Genomic DNA, 23781 nt, shown 5'->3' with positions numbered 1-23781 from the left:
AAAACCGCACTTGTACAACCAGCTTTTAAACTAATCATTCCCGCCCCCGAACGTTAGCCTTGAAACTTCCGACTGACTCAAGGCTTTAGCAATGACCGCAACAATTGAAAACAAAGGGCAACATTACGACTTGATTAAGTCGAACATCGACTCCGTTTTTCTCGATATGCAATTGCATCGAAGTCACGTACTGAGGCGAGTGCCCCTGCGCAATGAAAAGTGGATAAGCGAAGCAAATCCCAAGCACCTCGAACGCATGAGCAGCGCCAACAGGAAAGCCTGGAGTGCACAGAACACAATCGACCATACGCTCGCAAAACTGAAGGACATTCAGGCTTTCGCCGAACCGTTGCTGAAGGCAAAGCTGCTTGAAAAATTCAACATCGATGTCGACGTAAAAAATACTTATCTGCGGTTATACGTTTCCCGGGAAAGCAGCTGGTGGGTCATTCAAGTTATACCCGGCTATACCGCAAGAACAGTTTCATTGCTGGATGCAGCACTGCACAACTTTGCCTACGACGAAACATTCGAGAAACACTCCGCGTTCCTGGAAAAGACCGATGCGGCCCGTGAGCTGTTCGATATTTCACCGATCGACAAAATCATCAGTGTGAGCCAGTTCCAGTCACTGTGTCGGGAGCTGGATATCGGTGCGCAATACAAGGCCCACCTCGAAGAACATCTGCTCAACAGGGAGCCGGTCGCCCAGGCTTTTCTGAAACTGCAAGTCCAGCGCAGCCAGCAAGCGGCGCTCAAGGCTGCCGCGCACATTGCGCTGGCCAAAAAAGATATCGGCCGGCAGGCCCATTTACTCATTCGAGACCTGCTCGAAGGTCAGGAGCACCTGAAGCTGGGCGAGCAAGCCATGAAGGTATGCGAGCTGGGCATGATGGACCTGAACTTCACCGGGATCCTGATCATCCGGCCCGATCCCGATCAGAAGCAGCACTCGCAGACAATGATCGCCTACGTGCCACAGGATCCCGAACACCCGCTCAAGGAGTACCCCTCGACGATCGAATTCATGAAAGAACTGAGCCGCCAGTTGAGAGACAACCAGACCGCGCAGTCCAGCGGTATCACGTATCGCCAGTTTTTCAGTCAGTTCGTCGATCACGAACAGCGCGGCCATTTCTTCGCCGACCTTCAACAGCGGCTCACTTACATCAAATGGTATCCAAAGGAACGAGGCGATCCCCGCCCCTCCTGGCGTGAAACGCCTGTGGACAAACCACAACTGCAATTCAGCGCGCCCCCGATCACCGAACCGCTGTGGACTTACCTCTACCAGCAACAACTCAACAAGATCCTCAACGACGCCCGAGTCATCGCCGTGTCCACAGCGGACGCAGACAGCCGCGCACGCTGGGCCTGGTGGGAAAACTTCAAGAAAATCGCTTCCGACATCTTCAGTGTAGCGTTGCTGGTCGTGACCCCTTTCGTGCCATTGCTGGGCGAAGCCATGCTGGCCTATACCGCGTTTCAAATCATCAACGAAGCGATCGAAGGGGTAGGGGATCTGATTCAGGGGCACTACGCCGAATTCGGCGAGCATGTGCTGGGTGTGATCACCGATATCCTGCAACTGGCGGCATTCCACGCCGGCTCGGACATCGGCAGTGCATTCCGGCTCAAATTGTCGCCCCTGGTCGAGAATATGAAACCGGTGCGTTCGATCGACGGCAAGACGCGCCTGTGGCACCCCGACCTCACGCCCTACGAGCAACCGGGCCTGGCGCTGCCAGAGACATCAAAACCCGATGCACTTGGCCTGCATCGTCATTCGGGCAAGACCTTCCTGCCCATCGAAGGCAAACACTACGAAGTGCAACTCGACCCGCAGGGCGAGACGCATCGCATCGTTCACCCGACACGCGCCCAGGCTTACTGGCCCGAAGCCCGGCATAACGGCCAGGGGGCCTGGACTCTGGAAGGCGAAAAGCCGCAAGACTGGGAGGGATCGCGACTGATGCAGCGTCTGGGGCACTCCACCGAGGGCTATAACCCCGCCGAACTGGAAAAGCTGCGCAGCATCAGCGGTACCTCCGACGACTCGCTGCGTCGCATGCACGTCGAAAACGCCGCCCCGCCTCCGTTGCTGGCAGACACCCTCACCCGCTTCAAGACCTGGGAACGTACCCGTGGCTTGAGCCACCTGGTGCGCACCGGACAGCCGCTGCCCGCCGGTTCGTTCTGGTTCGAGACCATTGCCCCAAGCTTGCCGGGATGGCCCGTCGAGAAGGGCTTGAGAGTCTATGAAAACGCGGACCTCAGTGGCGCCTTTCGCCAGTACGGTCATTCAGGCGTCACGCCTGAGAACACCCTGAACATCAGCCTGGCGGACATGACAAGCGGCCGACTGCCGGAGCGACTGACGGCGTTTTTGAGTGAACAGGACATGACTGCCCTGCTGGGCAGTCCCTATCCCCGCGACCGGCAGGTCCAGGCTTTGCGGGACAAACTGGCGCACGCCGTGGAAACCCGGACACCCGAGATTTTCGATTACCAATACCGTCTTCAGGACCGCTCCGACGATCCACAGGTGCACCTGCTGCAAAGCGAATTTCCACAACTGCCGTCCTCGGTGGCGCGTCCATTGCTGGAACGGGCAACGGATGGCGAGCGGCAAATCATCGCCGAACAACAGCGTATTCCGCTGCGCGTGAAGAACATGGCCCGTGAAAGCGCTTTCGAAACCCGTGCGACGCGCGCCGTCGAGGGCCTGCACGAACCCGCGCTGCTGGTACCGGATACCGAACGGCTCATCCTCAATACCCTGAAGATTCACACCGACACCTTCGGCGACTTGCGTATCGAAGTCCGGGACGGAACCCCTGACGGGCCACTACGTTCCAGTACCGGCCCCGAAGAAGCGGGCACCGTGCGCACGCTGATCAGAGACGATCGCGGCCGCTACGAAGTGTTGGATGCCGCTCAGCGAAAGCAGCATGACGCCGATGATTTCTATCAAGCTGTCCTGCTGGCCCTGCCCGAAGACAAACGTGCTGCGCTGGGCTATCGCACTGACCAGGGAGAAATGTTCAGACAATGGGTCACGGTCAAAACCGCCCCCCCGACCGAACGTCGGACTCTGCTCGCCCGCCCCCCCCTGCGCGCCGTTGTGCCACGGGACACCGAGTTGCTGGTACGAGGTCCGGGATTGTCGAAGGTCTGGCCGTTCGCGGAAAAAACCGTCGAAACCAAAGTGCAGGAGATGTATCCGCACTTCGATGAAAACGAGGTGGCCGCATTCACCCGCTCACTGCATGCCAAAGGCGACCCGCATCAGGAAATCGCACGCCTGAAACAGGAGCGCGAGGAGCTGAAGCAAAAACTCGAGAACTGGCGCCAGCGCTATCTGGAGGACTATGACCCGGATGACGGCGGACGCTTGCCGGACGCCTATTGGGATTACGAGCGCAAGGGTGGCAGGCTCATCGCGGAGCGCCTGATGGAGTGTTTCGACCGAAAGTCCGAGGTTTTCGGTGAACGCAGCTCCAGTCTGGAAGACGGGTATGCCCTTGACCTGTCCACGGAAGTCCTGCCAAGCGACCTCGAGCGCTGGTGGAAACAGATGCCGAATGATCTCAAACCCTTTCTGCAACAAGTCACTACGGTGAATCTGGATCGCCAGCAGTTCTCACCCGGACCAAGCGGCCTGCTCAAGGACTTCCCCAATCTGCAGCAGCTCAGCGCCAGAAACTGCGGTTTGAGAACGCTGCCCGACAGCATCGGCCAACAGCGTCAGCTCAGAACCCTGCGCCTGAGTGACAACATGATCGAACTGACTCCGCCCGCCATCGAACAGCTGCAGAACCTCGAGCATCTGGAAACCCTGAGGCTGGACAACAATCCCCTGGGCGACTCGCCGCCCATTCAGCATATGCCGAAACTCAAGGTGCTGAACCTGGCCAATACGAATATCACCGCCTGGCCGGCGGGGCTGTTCAGCCATCCCAGGCCCAAGGGCTTTTTCCTCGATCTGCTGAAAAACCGGCTCCACTCGATTCCCGAAGTTGCCCCGGGCTCGGACAAGGCCTTTCTCATTGCCCGCACCCGGGTCGATCGGACAAAGCTTACGCCAGAGGTACGCAAGTCGTACGGACTGTACCGCGAATCAGTGGGGATGAGTCCCAGGGTAAGGTATCAGCAGCCCGCCGAAGATCTGATGTTGATGTGGATACCGCCCAGCGATGCATCGATGTACAGCGAATCTCCCGGTACCGGTGCCTATCGACCGGAGGCCTGGCACTATCTGGTGAACGAACCCGATTCCCTCGGCTTCTTCACCGTGCTGGAAGGACTTACTCGATCGGCCGACTACAAGCAGGGAGGCCGTGCGAAAGCGCAACTCACCGATCGTGTCTGGCGCATGGTCAATGCCATTGAAATCGACACCCCGTTACGCGAAGAACTGTTCCTCATGTCCACCGAACCCGAAGGTTGCGCAGATGCCGGTGCGCAGCTCTTCAACAACATGGGGGTGAAGGTGCTGGCTTCGGAGGCCCGGCACTTTTCAGTCAGCGCTGACGAAGTCGAAGGCAAGCTGGTGAAACTGGCCAAAGGCTCCGCCCGCCTTGAGCAAGTCACCGGGATTGCACGGGCCGATATCCGGCAAAGAGGAGGCAATCCCGATGAGGTCGAGGTCCACCTGGCTTATGAAACCGGGCTGGCCAAACGCCTGGAACTGCCATGGCAATCCGAAGCCATGAACTTTCGCCCGACAGCCGGCGTCACGGATAAAACCATCGATCAGGCATACGCTACGATCATCGACGCGGAAGCGGGCGACGGTCTGGTCAACCAGATGATCGAGCAACCCTTCTGGGAGCAATACCTGCGCAAGCAATATCCGAGTGATTTCGCTCGCAACACCGAGCTTCATCAGGACAAGCTGGAATTATTGTCCCTGACGAAGGAGTGGCAGGAAGCGCAAAGCCAGGGTCAGGAACCGACGGACGTGCTCAAGCGGCTTGTCAAACTGGCCGAAAAACTGTCCGTCCCGCTGGATGAAGTGCTGACCGGCGAGGAGATGAGTCAGGAAGAGTTCGAAAGCCGGCAACGGGACATCGGTTATCAGGAACGGGAACTGAGCAGACAACTGACGCGTGAAGCGATGGCCCGGGCTGGCATCTGATACACGTCAGCCCGCCCAGCCTCCGGAAGGCCCGGTTGCCAAGGCCTTCCCGGGGCAACACCCTGTGCCTACACTTCCGAATCCCAGATGACGGTGATGTCCCCCTTGTACGTACCCTTGACGCCGGGACGAAACATGAAATCCATGGCCTCCTGAGGCATCTCGAACCGCAGGTTGCCCGACTTGCGCTCCACGTAGTGGCCGGGCTGGAACGGCCCCACCCAGGCATTGTTCATCAACTGCACATTCCTGACCGGTACTCCGCCAGGCCCGGTAATACCGCCGGGCAGACTGAGCAGTGTGTGAACCCAGGTGGCGCCCGACTCTCCGACCAGGCGGCAATCGGGTCCGAAAACCTGGAAGGAATCACACTTCATCATGACCTTGAAAGGGGCGGAGGCGGAGATAAAAAAATTCTGGTCACGGTAGATCTGCGCAGGACGGCTGCCGTTGGCGAGCCAGCGCTGCCAGCCACCCTGAGGCTCCAGCGAGACCTTGTTTCCGCCCGGTGGCAGGTCGACTTTAAGGGTGTGCTGCACATCCAGAACAAAGTCCAGCATCAGGTGGCTGTCCACGGGCCTCAACAAAGGGCCGAAGTCGATTTGTCCACCCGAGCCAAGGATATAAGGTATCGAGCCGGTGTATTGCCCGGTGGACATTGTCAGAGGATTGGGTGTACGCAACTCGTAGGCGAAATCCAGTGTGGAAAACGCCATCGACGGAATCCGGTAGGCAGCGGCTTTGACGCAGGCTGCCTCGACCGGCGTTTTCCAGAAAAAGCCGAAGGTCGTGGCGGTGTAATAACCGACACCGGAATTCTGACAGGGGGGGGCTGCGTTGGCCCAGTTAGTCCCCCACAGCAAGCCATGGGCCTCAGCCGGGTCAGAAACCCCGACCAGACTGGTCGCCGGATCGCTCAGATAGTATTGGGAACCGACACCCATCATGCGCACCTCCACGATGGCTGTCTCCTGTGTATCCCGGTTGGTCACCACCGCCTGACGCCAGTTGGAAGGGACACGCAGCGACACCTCATCTCCGGGCATCAGAGAACGAATGGCCTGGAAAATCAGCGGCGTACGAATACTGAACATTTTATTGGCCGCACATTGCGCGGGATAATCCGCGCAATAGCCGCTGTTCGGCGTCGTGTTGATGAACATGTTTTTTCCGGGTTTGGAAGGGTCGGGTTGAAACACCGCCCGGATTTCCTGATTCGCAGCGTGCGTCACTGACATACCCAGCAGCGCAGCCAGGCCTATCCCTGCTGTGGATCTATTCATCGTTAAAAATCTTTGGCCGAACAATAAAGGGAGTCGGGTGATGTTCATGCGCCGGGTGCCCGTGCATTGAACAGCAGCATCACATTGCCGCTGTAGTCTCCTGGTCGATACCCACCGGCAGGCTTCACCGGTTCGATTTCCAGCAGGACCCGTTTACCGATGGCCGCGTCTTCCTTCGAGACCACTTCTCGCGGGGGCACCTCGGGTCCCAACACAACGCCATTGAAACTGACCTTGAGCCAGATCTCTTCACCCGAGCGGCCGTTCGACAGGTAGGCGGGGCTGTCCAGACGCGCCTCGATTGCACTGGTGTCGTGCCGCACGTCGAAATGCTTGCTCAGGGTGCTCAGAGTTTCGGAGGGATAGTCCCAGTGCAGTTGCTGCGTGCGATGCACCCAGTCCGGTTCGCTGGGAATGATGTAGAACGGCCGGCTCGGAATCGTCAGCGACACTTCGAAGACGTGTTCTTCCCGGGCCGCACCGGCCAGAGCACTCATCAGACTGCCGGCGACCATCAGCGCCAGGCGCGCGCATTGTTTGTTCATGTCTTTGTTACCTGCTGCGTCCTTGGAGGGCGGATCATCGACTCGCGACCTTGAGTGCTTTCTTGCTGTCACCCTCGATCAGAAAAAAGCGGTATTCACGCCCCTTCTCCTTGTCGAACCCGAACGACTTGCCAGCCAGGACATGGTGTTTGGTCACCGCCCCGCAATCGGTGTCATTGCTCAGCGAACAGCTCTTGAACTCATCGACGATCACCACGGAGTTGCCGTTGTTGCGCAGTTCGTAACGGCGGTCGTTTTCCTCCACGGTCGTCTGGAAGCGAGTGTCCTTGGGGCGCACGAACAGAATCGTGCCGAAGCCGGTCATCAGGTTCACCCCTGCCGACATGCTTTTGGCATAGTCCTCGCGCTCTTCGTCCCCCACCACGAAGGCGTCTTCCTTTTCCGGCACCACCGGTACGAAACGCACACGGAAGTAGCGCTCGCGTGTCCGCTCGCCCATGTACAGCAGCCGCGTTCCCTGCATGCCCTCGGCCGGAACGATCAAACGCGCCGGACTCGCCATCACGCCATCGCGAGAGCCTCCGTCGGCTGCATTTTCCAACGGGACTTCCTGCGGTTTGCCTTCGGCGTCGTAGACGATTTCCAGCACGTTGACCTTGACGAACGCCGTGCTGTCACCACTGTTGAACACACGTTTGAGATAGGTGCTCTTGTTGCCGTCCAGGTAGTCATACACCGTGCCGACATTGATTTGCGGCCCGGCCAGTACGGGCCCGCCAGGCAGACCGAGCAGTAAAAGCAGAAACAGGCGTGTCATCGTTTTCAACCCTTTTGAAAATGAAAAGAGATCGATCCGGCTCGTCAGATTTCCGAATCCCAGATAATGGTGATATGGCCCGTGAGCGTGTCGCTGACCCCGGGTTGCAGAAAACTGTAGAAATATCGTTCGGGTATCTCGAAACGCAGGTTGCCCGCCTTGCGATCGACGTACTGAACAGGCTGGAACGGGCCAATCCAGGTGTTGTATTGCAATCTGCCGCTCCAGCCGTCGGCACCACCGGGGCCGGAGATCCCCGGCGGTACCGTCATCGTCGTTTCCACCCTGGCACTGCGTCCCGTCGGACTGCCCATATGGCATTCCGTACCGCCCAGAGAGTTGCATTGCATCATCACTTTGAAACGTGACGAGGCCGACAGGTAATACGGCTGGTCGCGGTAGATCCGGCTCGGTCGGCGACCGCTTTCCAGCCAGCTCTGCCAGCCGCCGGCAGGTTCCAGGGACACCTTGTTGCCACCGGGTGGCAGATCGACCTTCAGGGTGTGTTGAACGTCCAGGACGAAATCCAGCGTAAGAAGGCTGTCATCCGGATACATTTGCGAGCCGACGTCGAAGTCCCCTCCTGGCCCAAGGGTGTAATTCAAAGACCCGGTGTAGAGCCCGGATGACATGCGCAGCGGATTGGGTGTGCGCAGTTCATAGGCGAAATCCAGGGTTGGGAAAACCATCCCGGGAATGAGGTAAGCCGCCACCTTGGTACAGGCAGCTTCCACGGGGGTTTTCCAGAAGAACCGATAAGCAGTGGGCGAGTAAGCACCCACGCCGCTGTATTGACACGGAGCCGGTGCATAAACCCAACTGCTGGTGGTCCAGAGTTTTTGATGACCTTCAAGGATGTCCGATACACCGACCAGATTGGCGGCGCTGTCGCTCAGCTCGAACCGGGAGCCGATGCCCGTGACCCGCATTTCGACAATTTCGGTTTCCCGGGTGTCCTGATTGGTGACCGTCACTTGTCTCCAGCTGGCGGGCACTTTCAGTGAAAGTGGAAAGCCGGCCGTCATGAAGCGGCTGGAGGTGAAACGCACGGGCAACTCGATACTGAACACCTGGTTGTCGGCGCATTGTTCGGGATAGATGGCGCAATAACCGCTGCTCGGCGTCTTGTTGATGAACACGTTCTTGTTCGGATGCGCCGGATCGGGCTGAAACAGGGCGCGGATCTCCTGATTCACGGCACCTGCAGGAAAGGTGCTCGCCGCTGCGAGCAACCCGAGCCACCATGTAGACTTTTTCATGGATTCAACCTGCCTTCTGATCGGTTGCGTTGACATCGGCCAACGTATCGGGCGTGCAACGCAGATCACCGATCATCAACACATTGTTTTCGCTGCGGTGGCGATCGGCGTCGAGGCGGAACTGGCAGAGCAGTTGTTGCCCCTGACGCACCTCCAGCGTGGGGGAGCCGGCGTTCATTTCCATCGAGAAGAAACCGTCGACCTCTGTCACCCCGCGACTGGCGTGGTTGATCACATGATGGCCCTTGAGCGGACGTCCCTGGGCGTCGACCAGCCGCCCGAGCACGGTCATGGTTCTCATCACGCGCACCTTGCGGTACTCCACGCCGCCCTTGTTCATGTGATAGCGGGTGCGAGCCGGCTCGATCGTGGCGGCCGGAACGGTATTGCCCTCGAAGTCGAAGCTCACCGAACTGTTCTGATAGGCCGTGATCGGGATGAAGTTGCGGCCCGGTCGCAGCGGTGCGCTGCCGCCGCTGTAGTCATCGGCACGCAGCGCGATGTCATCGATATCGGACTCGACGTCGACAATCATGCCGGCGCCGCGCATGTCATGCTGGCTGGTCAGCACCATCCGCTCGCCGCCCATCACCAGTGTGCTGTCCAGGTTCAGACCGCCGGTGAAATTGCCGTTGTACGACGAGCGCTGCACGAAGCCGTCACCGTTGACCGAGTCCGTGCGAAAGCTCGCCAGGCTGGACAGGCCGAGGCCATAAGTGTCGCTGAGCGCGGTCACCGAGACGTTTTGCAGCACGTGATCCTGCAGATTCATGCGCCAGCCGAGGGATGCATTATTGTCGCGCCCACCCTCTCGCGCCGTGCGTGAGCCGATGCTGCCGGTGATCTGCTGACCCGGCCCGCCCAGCGCCAGATTCAGGCTCAGGTCGACCCCGCGATTGCGCGCATCGCCGCTGCTGAAGCTGCCGGGACGATCGAACAGCGAAAGCCGCCAATTGGCATCGCTGCCGAACAGTACGGTGCGCTGAGTCCAGCCCAGATCCACGCCGAATCCTTCGGTGTTGCCTTCACTGTGGGACACACGGGCATTGATCGAGCTTTTACTGCTGACCCGGTGATTGAGTGCCAGCGATGAATTGCTGGTCTGGCCGATGAACACATTGCGCTGACGCACTCGCGTGCCGTCAGGCAGCGTGTCATAGATGTCGGTGGTATCCAGCCAACTGCGGTTATGGCTGATCACAAGGCTGCCGGCGCCGTAGTTGTAAAGCCCCTGCACGTCCAGACCGGTGCCGTGGTCTTCAGTCTGGTAAACGTTGGCGTACAGGCTGACGCTGTTGGCCAGCGTCCAGTCGATGGAGGTGCCGTATTGCAGCTTTTCGCGGATCTGGCGAGCCGAGAGTCCGAGAATCACCCGTGGGTGCCACAGGTAATTGATCGACGCCCCCGCCGTGGGGTCGCCGCTGGCCTGGCGGTCCCAGTTGCTGAGCAGCTTGGCTTCCTGCCCCGCGAACAGGTTGTAGCGCCAGCGCTCGTCGAGGTTGCGCCAGTTGTTCGGCTTGTACACCAGCTCCTGGGTGGTCGAGGTGGTCTGGCCATCCTCGATCAGGCGCACTTCGACTTCATAGATTCCGCCGGGCAACGGCCGGGTGTCGAGGGTCTGCAAGCCTGCCGGCACCGACTGCGTATTGATCAACAGCCCGTCGCGATAGACCTCCACCGATGCCTGACGGTTGGCCGTCACATAGATGGGATAGATGCTCGGCTTTGGCGAATTGATCGCCAGGCTGTCCGAACTGCCGTACATCACGCCCACGGTCGTATCAGGACTTGTACCAAATGTGCGGGGCTGACGGGTCAGGCCTTCGGATGCCGGCGTGAAGTAGCCCAGACGCACGAAACTGCCCTGCAGCTCACGCTGCGTGTGCAGTTCATGCACGGCGTGATACAGCTGGTCATCCGGTCCGCCCAGACGGGCCAGCTGCATGTTGAATGTCTGGCTCCAGTTCCCGAGGCTGGCGCTGGCTTCCAGGCCGAAACGCCCGCCCAGATCCTGTTCCTGGCCACCATTGAGATTGAGCTGGTTGCGCACGATCAGACCGCTGCTGCCGCCGTCGGGCTGGTCGTAGAAGCGCTTGGCCTCGGTGTCGCGCTCGGCGTTTTCGGTGACGATCGATACCAGCGAGCTCTCCAGGTTGTAGTGCACCGCCAGCATCTGTTCGGGGCACTGCCCGGTGCAGGCGCCGAGGGCAACCCCCGGTTTCAGGTAGCTGGCCCAGACGTCGCGTTCTGCAGCACTGAAACGACTGTCATGGGTATCGGTGAATTCCAGCAGTGTCAGGCGATCGTCACGGGACAAGACCACCATGGCCTCGCCCAGCGGTTGCTGATCGAGCTCCACCCGCACGGCCAGGGGAACATCAAAAAAGTGCTCTTCAAAATCCGTCGGCAAACCTTTGGCCTGAGCCAACAGGCTTCGCGGTGTCGTACCGGAAGCCGCAGGTGCCGCCACAGCTGCGGCACAAAACAGCAACGCAAGCGCAGCCGCGATGGGCGTCATCGGAAACATGAACAGTTACTCTGATTACAAAACACACAGGAAGCCCGACTGACAGAAAGTTCTGTCAGTCGGCTTTCGTTACTTTTCAGAAGTCAGAGCTTGACACCGGCCACCGGAGTAACAGCGTCAAACATCATGGTCACCGAACCGGTGTAGTCACCCGGAGTGTAGTTAGTGCCTTTGGCGGTAATACTTACCGGTGCACGATAGTTCACATTGGACTCGGCTTCACCGACGACCATTTGCGGAGTTTGGGTGAGCACCACATTATTGAACTTGACTTCCAGATCGATAACGCTCGAACCACCGACCAGTTTCGGTACACCTTCCAGAGAACCGTGTACCGAGCCGTTGTTGTTGCGCACATCGAAGAAGCCGTTGACCGGTTTCATGGTGCCGGTAATCGGGCTGAAGCTCATGTCCTGATCCTTGCTGACCAGGTCAGGGTCGACCGGCACCACGTAGAAACCGTTGGTTGGCACGTGGGCCACCAGGCTGATGGAGTGACGCGCTTCACCGGCGGCAAATACCATGGAAGAACCCAGTGCCAGTGCAGCCAGTGGAGCAGCCATTGCGATTTTCTTGAACATCATTCATACCCTGTCTTTTTAAAAGGATGGAGCATTGAAAGTTCAAAACAACGCTCGCCCGGACGGTTCGTGCCGGTTTGAACTTTCAACGCCGGGGCATGATCGACGGTTATCACCGGAAAGTAAGCAGGCAACTTCCCACGAACATGTAGTTAAACATGCTCACATCCAGAAAGAAAAAACGCGCATTTTCAAATATTCATGTCACTAACTGTAAGCCAGACCCTACATACACTTTCTGATAAAAAACCATACAGCAATTGCAACTAACAAACCCGGCGATAATGGCACTTTCTAGAGCATATGCTCAATCATTTATAGAGTGACAACTTTAACTTTGTGGTCATTGCGTTTACAGAAAGCCACTCGCTTCGTGGGCTCGCGAAAAAGCTCTTGAGGCTGGGCAGCCACTCGTCAGGGCGCAAGCGCGATGTGAAAAAAACGCTTGCCGCAACCTAAAGATATATCTTACGTTGTATCTAAATATGACGAGAGAAGACTGAGATGAGAGACCATCATTCCCCCCACCGCGAGCATGGCGACAGCCGTGACGGCTTCGAAAAACGCCACGGTCGCGAACGCGGCGGTCGCGGACCACGGGTGTTTGCGCCCGGCGATCTGAAACTGCTGTTGCTGGCGCTGATCGCCGAACAGCCCTGCCATGGCTACGACCTGATCCGCCAGATCGAAACCATGTTCGACGGCGCCTACAGCCCCAGCCCCGGCGTGATCTACCCGACCCTGACCTTCCTTGAAGAAAGCGAAATGATCAGCGGCGATGCCGAGGGCGGGAAAAAACGCTACGCCGTGACCGATGCCGGTCGCCAGTCCCTGAGCGAACAGGCGGTGGCCCTGGACGGCGTGCGCATGCGCATCGACGTCAGCAAGCGCTCGCTACGCGGCCACGACCGGCCGCCGGAAATCCATGAAGCGGTGCACAACCTGCGCCATGCCCTGCAGATGCACCACGGACGCTGGAGCCCGGAAGAAATCCTGCGGGTGCGCGACCTGCTCAATGACACCGCCAAAGCCATCGTCGACGGCCCCGCCGTTCAATCTGCCCCGGAGAAAGCCGAATGACCGCAGTCGATACCCAAACCATTCACCGCGTCATGCATGAAATCAAACGTCGTCGCCTGGAAGTCTTGCGCGTCGTCGACCTGACTCCGCGCATGCGTCGCATCACCCTCGGCGGGCCGGAACTGACCGGCTTCATCAGCCTCGGTACTGACGATCACGTCAAACTGCTGTTCCCGCAGAACGCCGAACAGGCTGCGGCGCTGGAAACCCTGGTGCTCGGCGCCGGCAAGAGCGACGTGCCGATGCCGGAAATGCGCGACTACACCCCGCGCCGCTACGACCTCGACAAGCTTGAGCTGGACATCGACTTCGTCCTGCACGGCGACGGCCCTGCCTCGACCTGGGCGGAACAGGCCAAGCCCGGGCAATTCCTGCACATCGGCGGCCCGCGTGGCTCGATGATCGTGCCGGACATTTTCGACAGCTACCTGCTGATCGGCGACGAAACCGCCCTGCCCGCCATCGCCCGCCGCCTCGAAGGCCTGGCGACCAATCGCAAGGCGCTGGTGGTGATCGAAGTGGAAAACGGCAAGGAGCAGCAACCCCTGGAAAGCGCGGCGCAGGTCAATGTGATCTGGGTACTGCGCGAGGGCGGCAAGGACAATCTGCTGACCACCGTCAAACAATTGCAGGTGCCCAAGGGCAATCTGTATGCGTGGGTGGCGACCGAGACCAAGGTTTCGCGGCAGATCCGCCGGGTGCTGCTCGATGAGCACGGACTCGACGAGAAGTTCGTCAAAGCGGTCGGTTACTGGCGCGCAGAAGGCTCCGAAGAAGAGTGAATACGAGCGGCGGCGCTGCTAAAGGCGCCGCCCCTGCCAGCGGTCGATGCCAATCACCAGCAACGCAATCAGCACAAACCCCAGCAGAATCCCCCCGGCGTTGACGAACACCTGTGGATAACCCAACAGCGCCACGTCGATGAACGGGTACGCGTAAGCCCCCAGCAAATGCCCGCGCAACAGCGCATAGGCGAAGTACACCAGCGGATAAATCAGCCACAGCGGCAGGTGCTTCAGACGCAAGCTGCCCTTCGGCACGCACAACCACCAATAAGCCAGAAACAGCAGCGGCATCACGTCGTGGAGCAATTCGTCGGCGATAAATTGCCAACCCTGCGGATGCCACAGATGTCGTAGCAGAATGCTGTAAGCCAGGCCCACCACCGCGATGCTGACGGTAATCCCGCTGCTGACCCACGGTTGCAGAAACCAGCGCCGCGCAGCGGATTCGCGCTCGGTCACCGCGCAGGTCAGCACCACCGCCACCAGGGTGTTGGTGAGCACGGTGAAGTAACTGAAAAAACTCACCAGCCCGCCCAGCAGACTGGCGCCGACGCTCAGCCGGGCGAAGAAAATCAGGTACAGCTGAATCACCAGCCCGGCCCAGCCCAGCACCGCAGCCGAAGTAATCAGGCGTCGCCGCAATACGGCGTCCATCTCAGAGTGGTCGCTTGGTGCGCATCAGTTTCACGTACAGCCGCTCGACTTTCTCCCGCGCCCATGGCGTCTTGCGCAAAAAGGTCAGGCTCGACTTGATGGTCGGATCGCTCTTGAAGCAACGGATGTCGATGCGCTCGGCCAGGCCCGACCATTCGTAGTGGGTCACCAGTGCATTGAGGATCTGTTCGAGGGTCACGCCGTGCAGCGGATCGGGATTGTGGTCGTTCATGCCGGGCCTTTGGGCGAAGTGAAAATGCAGAAGCCGCGCACCTTAGCCGAGGGCATGGGCGGGTGGAAGGCCTTGGGTTAAATGTAGGCCAACCGGAGAAGATCGCAGGTCTGCGCCAATGCCCGCAATGCGCTGTATTGCCGCACTGTTACCGAATCCGAAAGGGTTCATGTCTGCAAAAGCCCTTTGTGTTTTTGTAACAGGACATTATCCTGCCGCCCTTCTGCTGAACCGCTTCACTGCCTGCGTCAAATCGTAGCGGCCAGCTTATCCCCCAAAAAGATCAAGAAAGACCCTATTCATGCCCGATTTTCCGTTCTCCCGAGACAGCGCTATCTCCACCCTGCGCCTGATCGGCGGCTGCACCGCCCTTGGCCTCGCCACCTGCACCCAGGCCGCCCCGGCCTTCGACAGTGAATCACCGTGGATGCTTGGTGACTGGAACGGCACCCGCAGCGAACTCGCGGCAAAAGGTATCGACTTCAAGCTCGACTACACCGGCGAAATGGGCAGCAATCTGCACGGCGGCTACGACCACGACCGCACCGCGCGCTACAGCGACCAATGGGGCCTCGGCACCCATCTGGACCTGCAAAAACTGCTGGGCTGGAACGACGCTGAATTTCAGCTGACCGTGACCAAACGCAGCGGCAACAACATCAGCAACGACCGCATCAACGACCCGCGCGTCGGTGGCTTCACCTCGGCCCAGGAGGTCTGGGGCCGTGGCCAGACCACCCGCCTGACGCAGATGTGGTACCAGCAGAAATTCTTCGACCAGAAGCTCGACATCAAGGTCGGCCGCTTCGGTGAAGGCGAAGACTTCAACAGCTTCCCGTGCGACTTCCAGAACCTGGCGTTCTGCGGTTCGCAGGTCGGCAACTGGGTCGGCGGCATCTGGTACAACTGGCCGGTCAGTCAATGGGCGCTGCGCGTCAAATACCACCTGACGCCAGAGCTGTACGCGCAAGTCGGCGCCTATGAGCAGAACCCGTCGAACCTTGATCGTGGCAACGGCTTCAAGCTCAGTGGCAGCGGCACCCAGGGCGCGATCCTGCCGATCGAACTGGTGTGGAAACCGAAGCTCAACGGCCTGCTGGGCGAATACCGCGCCGGTTACTACTACAGCAACGCCAAGGCCACCGATGCCTATAAAGACAGCAACGGCCAGCCCGCTGCCCTGAGCGGCGAAGCCTATCGCAGCGCTTCGAGCAAGCATGGCGTGTGGCTCGGCGTGCAGCAGCAGATCACCAGCGTGGCCAGCGACAACTCCCGTGGTCTGAGCGTGTTTGCCAACGGCACGATGCACGACAAGAAGACCAACGCCATCGACAACTACGTCCAGGCCGGCGTGGTCTACAAAGGCCTGTTCGACGCCCGTGCAAAAGATGACATCGGTTTCGCCCTTGCCCGCGTTCACGTCAACCCGGCCTACCGCAAGAACGCCGAGGCGACCAATCAGGCCCGCGCTGTCTACGACTACGACGATCCGTCCTTCCTGCCACCACAGGACACCGAATACAGCGCCGAACTCTATTACGGCGTGCACGTCACCAACTGGCTGACCGTGCGCCCGAACCTGCAATACATCCGCCATCCGGGCGGTGTGGACAAGGTCGACGACGCGCTGATCGGCGGGATCAAGATCCAGTCGTCGTTCTAATCCAGCGCACGCGGCTCAGTCCTGCGAAAGAAATTCGATAGCAAGACAAGTTTTTATCTGAACCATGCCTGCGCCCAATCGTCATCTAAAGTGACTACAGCGCGGGACTACATAAACGTCACGGAGAATCACACTATGAGCACTGAAGGTGCTTCGAGTCGAAGCCGTCTTCTGCCGAACCTGCTCGGCATTCTGCTTCTGCTGATGGGCCTGGCCATGCTGGCCGGGGGAATCAAGCTGAGTACGCTCGGCGGCTCGCTGTATTACCTGCTGGCCGGTATCGGCATCACGCTGACCGGCATTCTGATGCTGATGCGTCGTCGCGCAGCATTGGGCCTGTACGCCATCGTGCTGTTCGCCAGCACTGTCTGGGCGCTGTGGGAAGTCGGCCTGGACTGGTGGCAACTGGTGCCGCGTCTGGCGCTGTGGTTTGTCCTCGGTTTTGTGATGCTGCTGCCGTGGTTCCGTCGTCCGCTGCTGCTCGCAGGCCCTGCGCCGATGGGCACCGGCGGCCTGACCGTGGCTGTGATTCTGGCCGGCGTCACCGCTTTGGCCAGCCTCTTCACCCACCCGGGCGAAATCTTTGGCGAACTGGGTCGCGACACCGCCGACACCACCAGCACCGCGCCAGCCATGCCTGATGGCGACTGGCAGGCCTATGGCCGCACCGAGTTCGGTGACCGCTACTCGCCACTCAAGCAGATCACTCCGGCCAACGTCGGCAAACTGCAGGAAGCCTGGCGCATCCAGACCGGCGACCTGCCGACCGCCGATGACCCGGTCGAGCTGACCAACGAAAACACCCCGCTCAAAGCCAACGGCATGCTCTACGCCTGCACCGCCCACAGCAAAGTGCTGGCGCTGGACCCGGACACCGGCAAGGAACTGTGGCGTTTCGACCCGCAGATCAAGAGTCCGGTCGGCTTCAAGGGCTTCGCCCACATGACCTGCCGTGGCGTGTCGTACTACGACGAAGCCGCTTACGCCAAGTCTGAAAACGCGGCGTCCGCCGTCATCTCCGAGGCCGGCAAAGCCGTCGCCCAGGCTTGCCCGCGTCGCCTGTACCTGCCGACCGCCGATGCACGCCTGATCGCACTGAACGCCGACACCGGCAAGATCTGCGAAGGCTTCGGCACCAACGGCGTGGTTGACCTGACCCAGGGTATCGGCCCGTTCACCGCCGGTGGCTACTACTCCACCTCGCCTGCCGCGATCACCCGTGATCTGGTGATCATGGGCGGCCACGTCACCGACAACGAATCGACCAACGAGCCGTCCGGCGTGATCCGCGCTTTCGACGTGCGTGACGGTCACCTCGTGTGGAACTGGGACAGCGACAAGCCAGACGCCACCGAGCCTTTGGCGCCAGGCGAAACCTACAGCCGCAACTCGGCCAACATGTGGTCGCTGGCCAGCGTCGATGAGAAACTCGGCATGGTTTACCTGCCACTGGGCAACCAGACCCCGGACCAATGGGGCGCCGACCGCACCCCGGGCGCCGAGAAATTCAGCGCCGGCGTCGTGGCTCTGGACCTGGCCACCGGTAAAGTGCGCTGGAACTACCAGTTCACCCACCATGACCTGTGGGACATGGACGTCGGCAGTCAGCCAACCCTGCTGGACATGAAAACCGCCGATGGCATCAAACCTGCGCTGATCGCCCCGACCAAACAGGGCAGCCTGTACGTCCTCGACCGTCGTGACGGCACGCCGATCATTCCGATCAAGGAAATCCCGGTTCCCCAAGGCGCCGTGAAAGGCGACCACACCGCCCCGACCCAGGCCCGTTCGGACCTGAACCTGCTGGCCCCGGAACTGACCGAAAAAGCCATGTGGGGCGCCAGCCCGTTCGACCAGATGCTGTGCCGCATCCAGTTCAAGGAACTGCGCTACGAAGGCCAATACACGCCTCCGTCGGAACAGGGCAGCCTGATCTACCCGGGTAACGTCGGTGTGTTCAACTGGGGCGGCGTCTCGGTCGACCCGGTTCGCCAGATGCTGTTCACCAGCCCGAACTACATGGCCTTCGTCTCGAAAATGGTGCCTCGCGAAAAAGTCGCGGCCGGCAGCAAACGCGAGAGCGAAACCGCTGGCGTGCAACCGAACACCGGCGCGCCATACGCGGTGATCATGCACCCGTTCATGTCGCCACTGGGCGTACCCTGCCAGGCCCCGGCCTGGGGCTACGTCGCCGGTATCGACCTGACCACCGGCAAAGTCGTCTGGAAACGCAAAAACGGCACCAGCCGCGACAGCTCGCCAATCCCGATCGGCTTCACCCTGGGCGTACCAAGCATGGGCGGCTCGATCGTCACTGCCGGCGGCGTCGGCTTCCTCAGCGGCACCCTCGACCAGTACCTGCGCGCCTACGACGTGAACACCGGTAAGGAACTGTGGAAATCGCGTCTGCCTGCCGGCGGCCAAGCGACCCCGATGACCTACACCGGCAAGGACGGCAAGCAATACGTCCTGCTCGTGGTGGGCGGTCACGGCTCGCTGGGCACCAAGATGGGTGACTATGTGATCGCGTACAAACTGCCGGAGTAAGTTGTAACGGCGGTAAAAGGAAAGGCGACGCCCTGTGAGGGGTGTCGCCTTTTTTTGTGGGCTGCGTTTTTTTAAACGGGGTGTTTATGTCCTACAGACGGGGTGTTTGCAGGGGATGTTTCTGACATGTCGCGTCGGTTGTGGCTCGGAAATGGGGTGGATAGGCTTTGGGGGTCGCTGAAACATTCAGCGAACGGGCGTCGCAGTCCGTGCAGTTCACTTGGTGCATAATCGCCACCCCAAACTGGAGTGCTTCGGTATTTCTCGTTTGCTTATGGTGGCTGTGCGCGGGATACCTTCGGGTATGCCGGAGTTTTCCGAGTGATCCGGTCTGCGAACCCGCGCACAGCTGCCACCCTCCATCGTTTCGCAGCGATTCGTGGTAGCTCAATTTGTCACTTGGAGTTCCACCATGAAAAAACCAACACCCAATCCCCCCGAATCAAACGACACCTCGCCCTACGAATCCCCTGATTCAAAGAAACTCCACGAAGCCGCCGAACGCGCGCTCGACCACCATTTCAATCCCATCCCCAAAAAATGCCCCGGTCGCCGACCGAGCCAGATGTTCCAGATCTCGCCAGACATGGACGATGAAAGCCTGTTGGCCCATGCCTGTGAGTCCCTGGCTACAGCAAGCGTCATGGCCAGTGATGTAGCGGCTTTTGTCGATACGCCGCAGCGACATCGGATCCTCGGGATTCAGCAGGTGATCATGCTGGCGGAACTGGCGGTGAATCGGGTGCTGGATAACGTCGAAGTACAACGTTACCCAACACCCAGCTAAGCGACCCTGACAAAATCGACTGCCAGCCACAGACCGCATTCGCTGGCAGATCGATTGGGACGCAGAGCGTCCCGGGCTGCATTCCCACGCAGAGCGTGGGAACGATCAATAACGTCGAGGTCAGTCGATATCCGGCATAAATGCTGATGAGGTCTCTGCGGGAGTCAGGCTTGTGGTGAGTCAGTCATGACGCTGCCCTCACCCTAGCCCTCTCCCGGAGGGAGAGGGGACTGACCGCGTTGTTTGGGAGAGGTACGCCGACGTGAAAAACCGAGTCGCACTCAGGTTTTAAAGCCCCCAATCGACTCCCTCCTCTTCGCACCACCACCACCACCACCACCACCACCACCACCACCACCACCACCACCACCACCACCACCACCACCACCACCACCTTCTCCTTTCTCCCCTGCTCTTCACCACTCAACACGATGAGCGTTAGCTCGAGTAAAGCTCTTGACGTGCCGGCCCCATCGGAAGGCTGAGTGGAGGGATTTATCCGGGGGTGGGAGCGCAGCGACCGTGCGGCGCAGCCGCATGCATCGAGAGGAGGTGCAGCGAAGCAAACCGTAGGCGATGCCCCCGGATGAATCCCGGAACGAAGGGACGCCGAGCCACAGCGAGGCGCCGAACGCAGGGGCCAAGACCTTTGGTTACTTTGGGGCGTTTGCCAAAGTGACCCGCTGTAAGAGCGGAACCGCCAGCCGCAACACCCGCAGAAACGGATATGCACACAACCCCAATACAGCATGGCCGGCCCAAAGGCCGCCAAGCCCACCCCCCAAAACCCTGTCAAAACCCTGAACACACAAGCAGAAACACCCACCCCCATTGAAACCACCCAACCCCTGCCCCATCTAACAGCCATACCCAATTGCGCAGGTGCCCCATGAGCGACCAGCAAGAATTCCCCGAGAACCCCGACGACATCACCGAAACCGACGCCGAACACATCGAACACCACGTCCCCGGCAAAGGCCTCGCCCTGCCCGGCCAGAACCTGCCGGACAAGGTCTACATCATCCCGATCCACAACCGCCCGTTCTTCCCGGCCCAGGTCCTGCCGGTCATCGTCAACGAAGAACCCTGGGCCGAAACCCTCGAACTGGTCAGCAAATCCGAACACCACTCCCTGGCCCTGTTCTTCATGGACACGCCCCAGGAAGACCCGCGCCACTTCGACACCAAGGCGTTGCCGCAATACGGCACCCTGGTCAAGGTGCACCACGCCAGCCGCGAAAACGGCAAACTGCAATTTGTCGCCCAGGGCCTGAGCCGCGTACGCATCAAGACCTGGCTCAAACACCACCGCCCGCCCTATCTCGTTGAAGTCGAATACCCGCACCAGCCCACCGAGCCAACCGACGAGGTCAAGGCCTACGGCATGGCGCTGATCAACGCGATCAAGGAACTGCTGCCGCTCAACCCGCTGTACAGCGAAGAGCTGAAGAACTACCTCAACCGCTTCAGCCCCAACGATCCGTCGCCGCTGACCGACTTCGCCGCCGCCCTCACATCGGCGACCGGCAATGAGCTGCAGGAAGTGCTGGACTGCGTGCCAATGCTCAAGCGCATGGAAAAAGTCCTGCCGATGCTGCGCAAGGAAGTCGAAGTCGCACGCCTGCAGAAAGAAATCTCCGCCGAAGTGAACCGCAAGATCGGCGAGCATCAGCGCGAGTTCTTCCTCAAGGAACAGCTCAAGGTCATCCAGCAGGAACTCGGCCTGACCAAGGACGACCGCAGCGCCGACCTCGAACAGTTCGAGCAGCGCCTGGAAGGCAAGGTCCTGCCGACGCAGGTACAGAAGCGCCTCGAAGAAGAGATGAACAAACTGTCGATCCTCGAAACCGGATCGCCGGAGTACGCGGTCACCCGCAATTACCTCGACTGGGCGACCTCGGTGCCATGGGGCGTGTACGGCGAGGACAAGCTTGACCTCAAGCACGCGCGCAAGGTGCTGGACAAGCACCACGCAGGGCTCGAGGACATCAAGGACCGGATCCTCGAATTCCTCGCGGTCGGTGCCTATAAAGGCGAAATCAGCGGCTCCATCGTGTTGCTGGTCGGCCCGCCGGGCGTGGGTAAAACCAGCGTCGGTAAATCCATCGCTGAATCCCTCGGCCGGCCGTTCTACCGCTTCAGCCTCGGCGGCATGCGCGACGAAGCCGAAATCAAGGGCCACCGTCGCACCTACATCGGCGCGCAGCCGGGCAAACTCGTGCAGGCGCTGAAAGACGTCGAAGTGATGAACCCGGTGATCATGCTCGACGAGATCGACAAGATGGGCCAGAGCTACCAGGGCGACCCGGCCTCGGCGCTACTGGAAACGCTTGATCCGGAACAGAACGTCGAATTCCTCGACCACTATCTGGACCTGCGGATGGACCTGTCGAAAGTCCTGTTCGTCTGCACCGCCAACACCCTGGATTCGATTCCCGGCCCGTTGCTGGACCGGATGGAAGTGATTCGCCTCTCGGGCTACATCACCGAAGAAAAAGTCGCCATCGCCAAGCGTCACCTGTGGCCGAAACTGCTGGAAAAGGCCGGCGTGTCCAAGGGCAGCCTGAGCATCAGCGACACCGCCCTCAAAGCCTTGATCGACGGTTACGCCCGTGAAGCCGGCGTGCGTCAGCTGGAAAAGCAGATGGGCAAACTGGTGCGCAAAGCAGTGATGAAGCTGATCGACGAGCCGAAAGCCGTGATCAAGATTGGCCCGAAAGACCTCGAAGCGTCCCTCGGCCATCCGGTGTTTCGCAACGAGCAAGTGCTGTCCGGCACTGGTGTGATTACCGGTCTGGCGTGGACCAGCATGGGCGGCGCGACCTTACCGATCGAAGCCACGCGGATTCACACGCTCAATCGCGGTTTCAAACTCACCGGGCAACTGGGCGATGTGATGAAGGAGTCGGCGGAGATCGCCTACAGCTACGTCAGCTCGCACCTCAAATCCTTCGGTGGCGATCCGAAATTCTTCGACGAAGCCTTCGTTCACCTGCACGTGCCGGAAGGTGCGACACCGAAAGACGGCCCGAGCGCCGGCGTGACCATGGCCAGTGCCCTGCTCTCGCTCGCCCGTAACCAGCCGCCGAAAAAAGGTGTGGCGATGACCGGCGAGCTGACGCTGACCGGGCATGTACTGCCGATTGGCGGGGTGCGCGAGAAGGTGATTGCGGCGCGGCGGCAGAAGATCTTCGAGTTGATTCTGCCGGAGCCGAATCGCGGAAACTTTGAAGAGTTGCCGGACTACCTGAAGGAAGGCATTACCGTGCATTTCGCCAAGAAGTTTGCGGATGTGGCGAAGGTGCTTTTCTAACGCTCCCCTGCTGATCGTTCCCACGCTCTGCGTGGGAATGCCGCCCGGGACGCTCTGCGTCCCTTCACAAGCGTGACGCGGAGCGTCACAGGATGCATCCCCACGCGGACGGTTCGACGTGGGAACGATCACGCCAAGCCTGGCGTTGTCACACTTTGTCTCATCTTCAGTTATGCTCGCCGTTCGTCGCCAACGCCGGAGCCACTGAATCCATGTCCCCCCTTCGCCTGTTTGTCCCGCTGTCCATCGCTCTGCTGGCCGCCTGCGCCACGCAACCGAAAACCAACGTGACCGTGGAAAAACAGAGCCAATGCCCGGTGCGGCTGACCAACGGGCAGAACCTGATCGTCATGCTCCCGAGCAACCCCACCACCGGCTACCGTTGGGCCATCCAGGATTCCGCCGGCGGCGTATTGCGCGCCCTCAGCCCCGAGGTCTACAGCAATCCGGAAGATGCCGGCGTGGTCGGCGCGGCCGGTCTCTCGACCTGGCGCTTCCAGGCTTTCGCCCCTGGCACCGGGCGTCTGCGCCTGACTTCGCAGCAACCCTGGGCGCCGGAAGTGTTGCCGGTGGAGACCTTTGACTGCGCCATTTCGGTGAACTGATC

Annotated in this window: 17 protein-coding genes; 8 read left to right on the top strand and 9 right to left on the bottom strand. The window is 60.0% G+C overall.

What is annotated here, in order from left to right; genetic code table 11:
- The first annotated feature begins 256 nt into the window (after positions 1-256).
- Positions 257-5140: an NEL-type E3 ubiquitin ligase domain-containing protein gene (locus BMZ46_RS00955; RefSeq protein WP_254778403.1), complete on the top strand. Its 4884-nt coding sequence runs from the start codon at positions 257-259 to the stop codon at positions 5138-5140.
- Positions 5141-5208: 68 nt separating this feature from the next.
- Here the strand turns inward: BMZ46_RS00955 and BMZ46_RS00950 are convergent, their stop codons facing one another.
- From BMZ46_RS00950 to BMZ46_RS00925, 6 genes are all read right to left on the bottom strand, one after another.
- Positions 5209-6471 carry a hypothetical protein gene (locus BMZ46_RS00950; RefSeq protein ID WP_254778404.1) on the bottom strand — a complete coding sequence of 421 codons (1263 nt, stop codon included), beginning with the start codon at positions 6469-6471 and terminating at the stop codon, positions 5209-5211.
- Positions 6468-6968: a CS1 type fimbrial major subunit gene (locus BMZ46_RS00945; RefSeq protein ID WP_052266521.1), complete on the bottom strand. Its 501-nt coding sequence runs from the start codon at positions 6966-6968 to the stop codon at positions 6468-6470. Before BMZ46_RS00945 ends, BMZ46_RS00950 begins: the two co-directional genes overlap by 4 nt.
- Positions 6969-7002: 34 nt before the next feature.
- Entirely contained in the window at positions 7003-7746 is a 744-nt protein-coding gene (locus BMZ46_RS00940) for a pilus assembly protein (protein ID WP_039765783.1), read from the bottom strand.
- A gap of 44 nt (positions 7747-7790) precedes the next feature.
- Complete coding sequence (locus tag BMZ46_RS00935) at positions 7791-9005, bottom strand: hypothetical protein (protein ID WP_039765781.1); 1215 nt, start codon at positions 9003-9005, stop codon at positions 7791-7793.
- 4 nt (positions 9006-9009) lie between these two features.
- Positions 9010-11532 (bottom strand): CS1-pili formation C-terminal domain-containing protein, encoded by a 2523-nt coding sequence (locus BMZ46_RS00930; RefSeq protein ID WP_039765779.1) that lies wholly within the window; start codon positions 11530-11532, stop codon positions 9010-9012.
- Positions 11533-11615: 83 nt separating this feature from the next.
- Entirely contained in the window at positions 11616-12116 is a 501-nt protein-coding gene (locus BMZ46_RS00925; protein ID WP_074688499.1) for a CS1 type fimbrial major subunit, read from the bottom strand.
- 501 nt (positions 12117-12617) lie between these two features.
- Here BMZ46_RS00925 and BMZ46_RS00920 point away from each other — a divergent pair.
- Together BMZ46_RS00920 and BMZ46_RS00915 are read left to right on the top strand one after the other, a co-directional pair.
- Positions 12618-13193, top strand: a complete 576-nt coding sequence (locus BMZ46_RS00920) for a PadR family transcriptional regulator (protein ID WP_039765773.1) — start codon at positions 12618-12620, stop codon at positions 13191-13193.
- Entirely contained in the window at positions 13190-13975 is a 786-nt protein-coding gene (locus BMZ46_RS00915) for a siderophore-interacting protein (protein ID WP_074688501.1), read from the top strand. The genes BMZ46_RS00920 and BMZ46_RS00915 overlap by 4 nt, the downstream gene beginning before the upstream one ends.
- Positions 13976-13993: 18 nt before the next feature.
- Here the strand turns inward: BMZ46_RS00915 and BMZ46_RS00910 are convergent, their stop codons facing one another.
- Together BMZ46_RS00910 and BMZ46_RS00905 are read right to left on the bottom strand one after the other, a co-directional pair.
- The gene (locus BMZ46_RS00910; protein WP_074688503.1) at positions 13994-14632 is read right to left on the bottom strand and encodes a Pr6Pr family membrane protein; all 639 of its coding nucleotides are present in this window, start codon (positions 14630-14632) and stop codon (positions 13994-13996) included.
- Between the two features lies 1 nt (position 14633).
- The gene (locus BMZ46_RS00905) at positions 14634-14864 is read right to left on the bottom strand and encodes a VF530 family protein (protein WP_007956650.1); all 231 of its coding nucleotides are present in this window, start codon (positions 14862-14864) and stop codon (positions 14634-14636) included.
- 301 nt (positions 14865-15165) lie between these two features.
- Between BMZ46_RS00905 and BMZ46_RS00900 the strand changes: the two genes are divergently transcribed.
- From BMZ46_RS00900 to BMZ46_RS00885, 3 genes are all read left to right on the top strand, one after another.
- Positions 15166-16527 carry a carbohydrate porin gene (locus BMZ46_RS00900; protein WP_074688505.1) on the top strand — a complete coding sequence of 454 codons (1362 nt, stop codon included), beginning with the start codon at positions 15166-15168 and terminating at the stop codon, positions 16525-16527.
- A 135-nt stretch (positions 16528-16662) separates the two neighbouring features.
- A complete protein-coding gene (locus BMZ46_RS00895) occupies positions 16663-19074 on the top strand; it encodes a glucose/quinate/shikimate family membrane-bound PQQ-dependent dehydrogenase (protein WP_039765764.1) in 2412 nt (803 codons plus the stop codon).
- 412 nt (positions 19075-19486) lie between these two features.
- Entirely contained in the window at positions 19487-19861 is a 375-nt protein-coding gene (locus BMZ46_RS00885) for a DUF6124 family protein (RefSeq protein WP_074688510.1), read from the top strand.
- 184 nt (positions 19862-20045) lie between these two features.
- Here the strand turns inward: BMZ46_RS00885 and BMZ46_RS29655 are convergent, their stop codons facing one another.
- Positions 20046-20288 carry a hypothetical protein gene (locus BMZ46_RS29655; protein WP_166742311.1) on the bottom strand — a complete coding sequence of 81 codons (243 nt, stop codon included), beginning with the start codon at positions 20286-20288 and terminating at the stop codon, positions 20046-20048.
- Between the two features lie 462 nt (positions 20289-20750).
- On the opposite strand from BMZ46_RS29655, the gene lon reads away from it, so the two are divergent.
- Together lon and BMZ46_RS00870 are read left to right on the top strand one after the other, a co-directional pair.
- Positions 20751-23174 (top strand): endopeptidase La, encoded by a 2424-nt coding sequence (gene lon, locus BMZ46_RS00875; RefSeq protein WP_074691037.1) that lies wholly within the window; start codon positions 20751-20753, stop codon positions 23172-23174.
- A 212-nt stretch (positions 23175-23386) separates the two neighbouring features.
- Positions 23387-23779, top strand: coding sequence for a protease inhibitor I42 family protein (locus BMZ46_RS00870; RefSeq protein ID WP_039765755.1), 393 nt, complete (start codon positions 23387-23389; stop codon positions 23777-23779).
- Positions 23780-23781: the final 2 nt, after the last annotated feature.

The organism is Pseudomonas sp. NFIX49 (assembly GCF_900115915.1).
GTDB lineage: Bacteria > Pseudomonadota > Gammaproteobacteria > Pseudomonadales > Pseudomonadaceae > Aquipseudomonas > Aquipseudomonas pharyngis.
This window is presented reverse-complemented; position numbering and strand designations above follow the sequence as displayed.

Excerpts from the sequence above, each read along its gene's own strand:
- BMZ46_RS00920 (WP_039765773.1), top strand. The coding sequence starts at position 12,618 with ATGAGAGACCATCATTCCCCCCACCGCGAGCATGGCGACAGCCGTGAC.
- BMZ46_RS00930 (WP_039765779.1), bottom strand. The coding sequence starts at position 11,532 with ATGTTTCCGATGACGCCCATCGCGGCTGCGCTTGCGTTGCTGTTTTGT.
- BMZ46_RS00895 (WP_039765764.1), top strand. The coding sequence starts at position 16,663 with ATGAGCACTGAAGGTGCTTCGAGTCGAAGCCGTCTTCTGCCGAACCTG.
- BMZ46_RS00955 (WP_254778403.1), top strand. The coding sequence starts at position 257 with ATGAGCAGCGCCAACAGGAAAGCCTGGAGTGCACAGAACACAATCGAC.
- BMZ46_RS00910 (WP_074688503.1), bottom strand. The coding sequence starts at position 14,632 with ATGGACGCCGTATTGCGGCGACGCCTGATTACTTCGGCTGCGGTGCTG.
- BMZ46_RS00950 (WP_254778404.1), bottom strand. The coding sequence starts at position 6,471 with ATGAACATCACCCGACTCCCTTTATTGTTCGGCCAAAGATTTTTAACG.
- BMZ46_RS00915 (WP_074688501.1), top strand. The coding sequence starts at position 13,190 with ATGACCGCAGTCGATACCCAAACCATTCACCGCGTCATGCATGAAATC.
- BMZ46_RS00945 (WP_052266521.1), bottom strand. The coding sequence starts at position 6,968 with ATGAACAAACAATGCGCGCGCCTGGCGCTGATGGTCGCCGGCAGTCTG.
- BMZ46_RS00935 (WP_039765781.1), bottom strand. The coding sequence starts at position 9,005 with ATGAAAAAGTCTACATGGTGGCTCGGGTTGCTCGCAGCGGCGAGCACC.
- lon (WP_074691037.1), top strand. The coding sequence starts at position 20,751 with ATGAGCGACCAGCAAGAATTCCCCGAGAACCCCGACGACATCACCGAA.
- BMZ46_RS00925 (WP_074688499.1), bottom strand. The coding sequence starts at position 12,116 with ATGATGTTCAAGAAAATCGCAATGGCTGCTCCACTGGCTGCACTGGCA.
- BMZ46_RS00900 (WP_074688505.1), top strand. The coding sequence starts at position 15,166 with ATGCCCGATTTTCCGTTCTCCCGAGACAGCGCTATCTCCACCCTGCGC.
- BMZ46_RS00940 (WP_039765783.1), bottom strand. The coding sequence starts at position 7,746 with ATGACACGCCTGTTTCTGCTTTTACTGCTCGGTCTGCCTGGCGGGCCC.
- BMZ46_RS00870 (WP_039765755.1), top strand. The coding sequence starts at position 23,387 with ATGTCCCCCCTTCGCCTGTTTGTCCCGCTGTCCATCGCTCTGCTGGCC.
- BMZ46_RS00885 (WP_074688510.1), top strand. The coding sequence starts at position 19,487 with ATGAAAAAACCAACACCCAATCCCCCCGAATCAAACGACACCTCGCCC.
- BMZ46_RS00905 (WP_007956650.1), bottom strand. The coding sequence starts at position 14,864 with ATGAACGACCACAATCCCGATCCGCTGCACGGCGTGACCCTCGAACAG.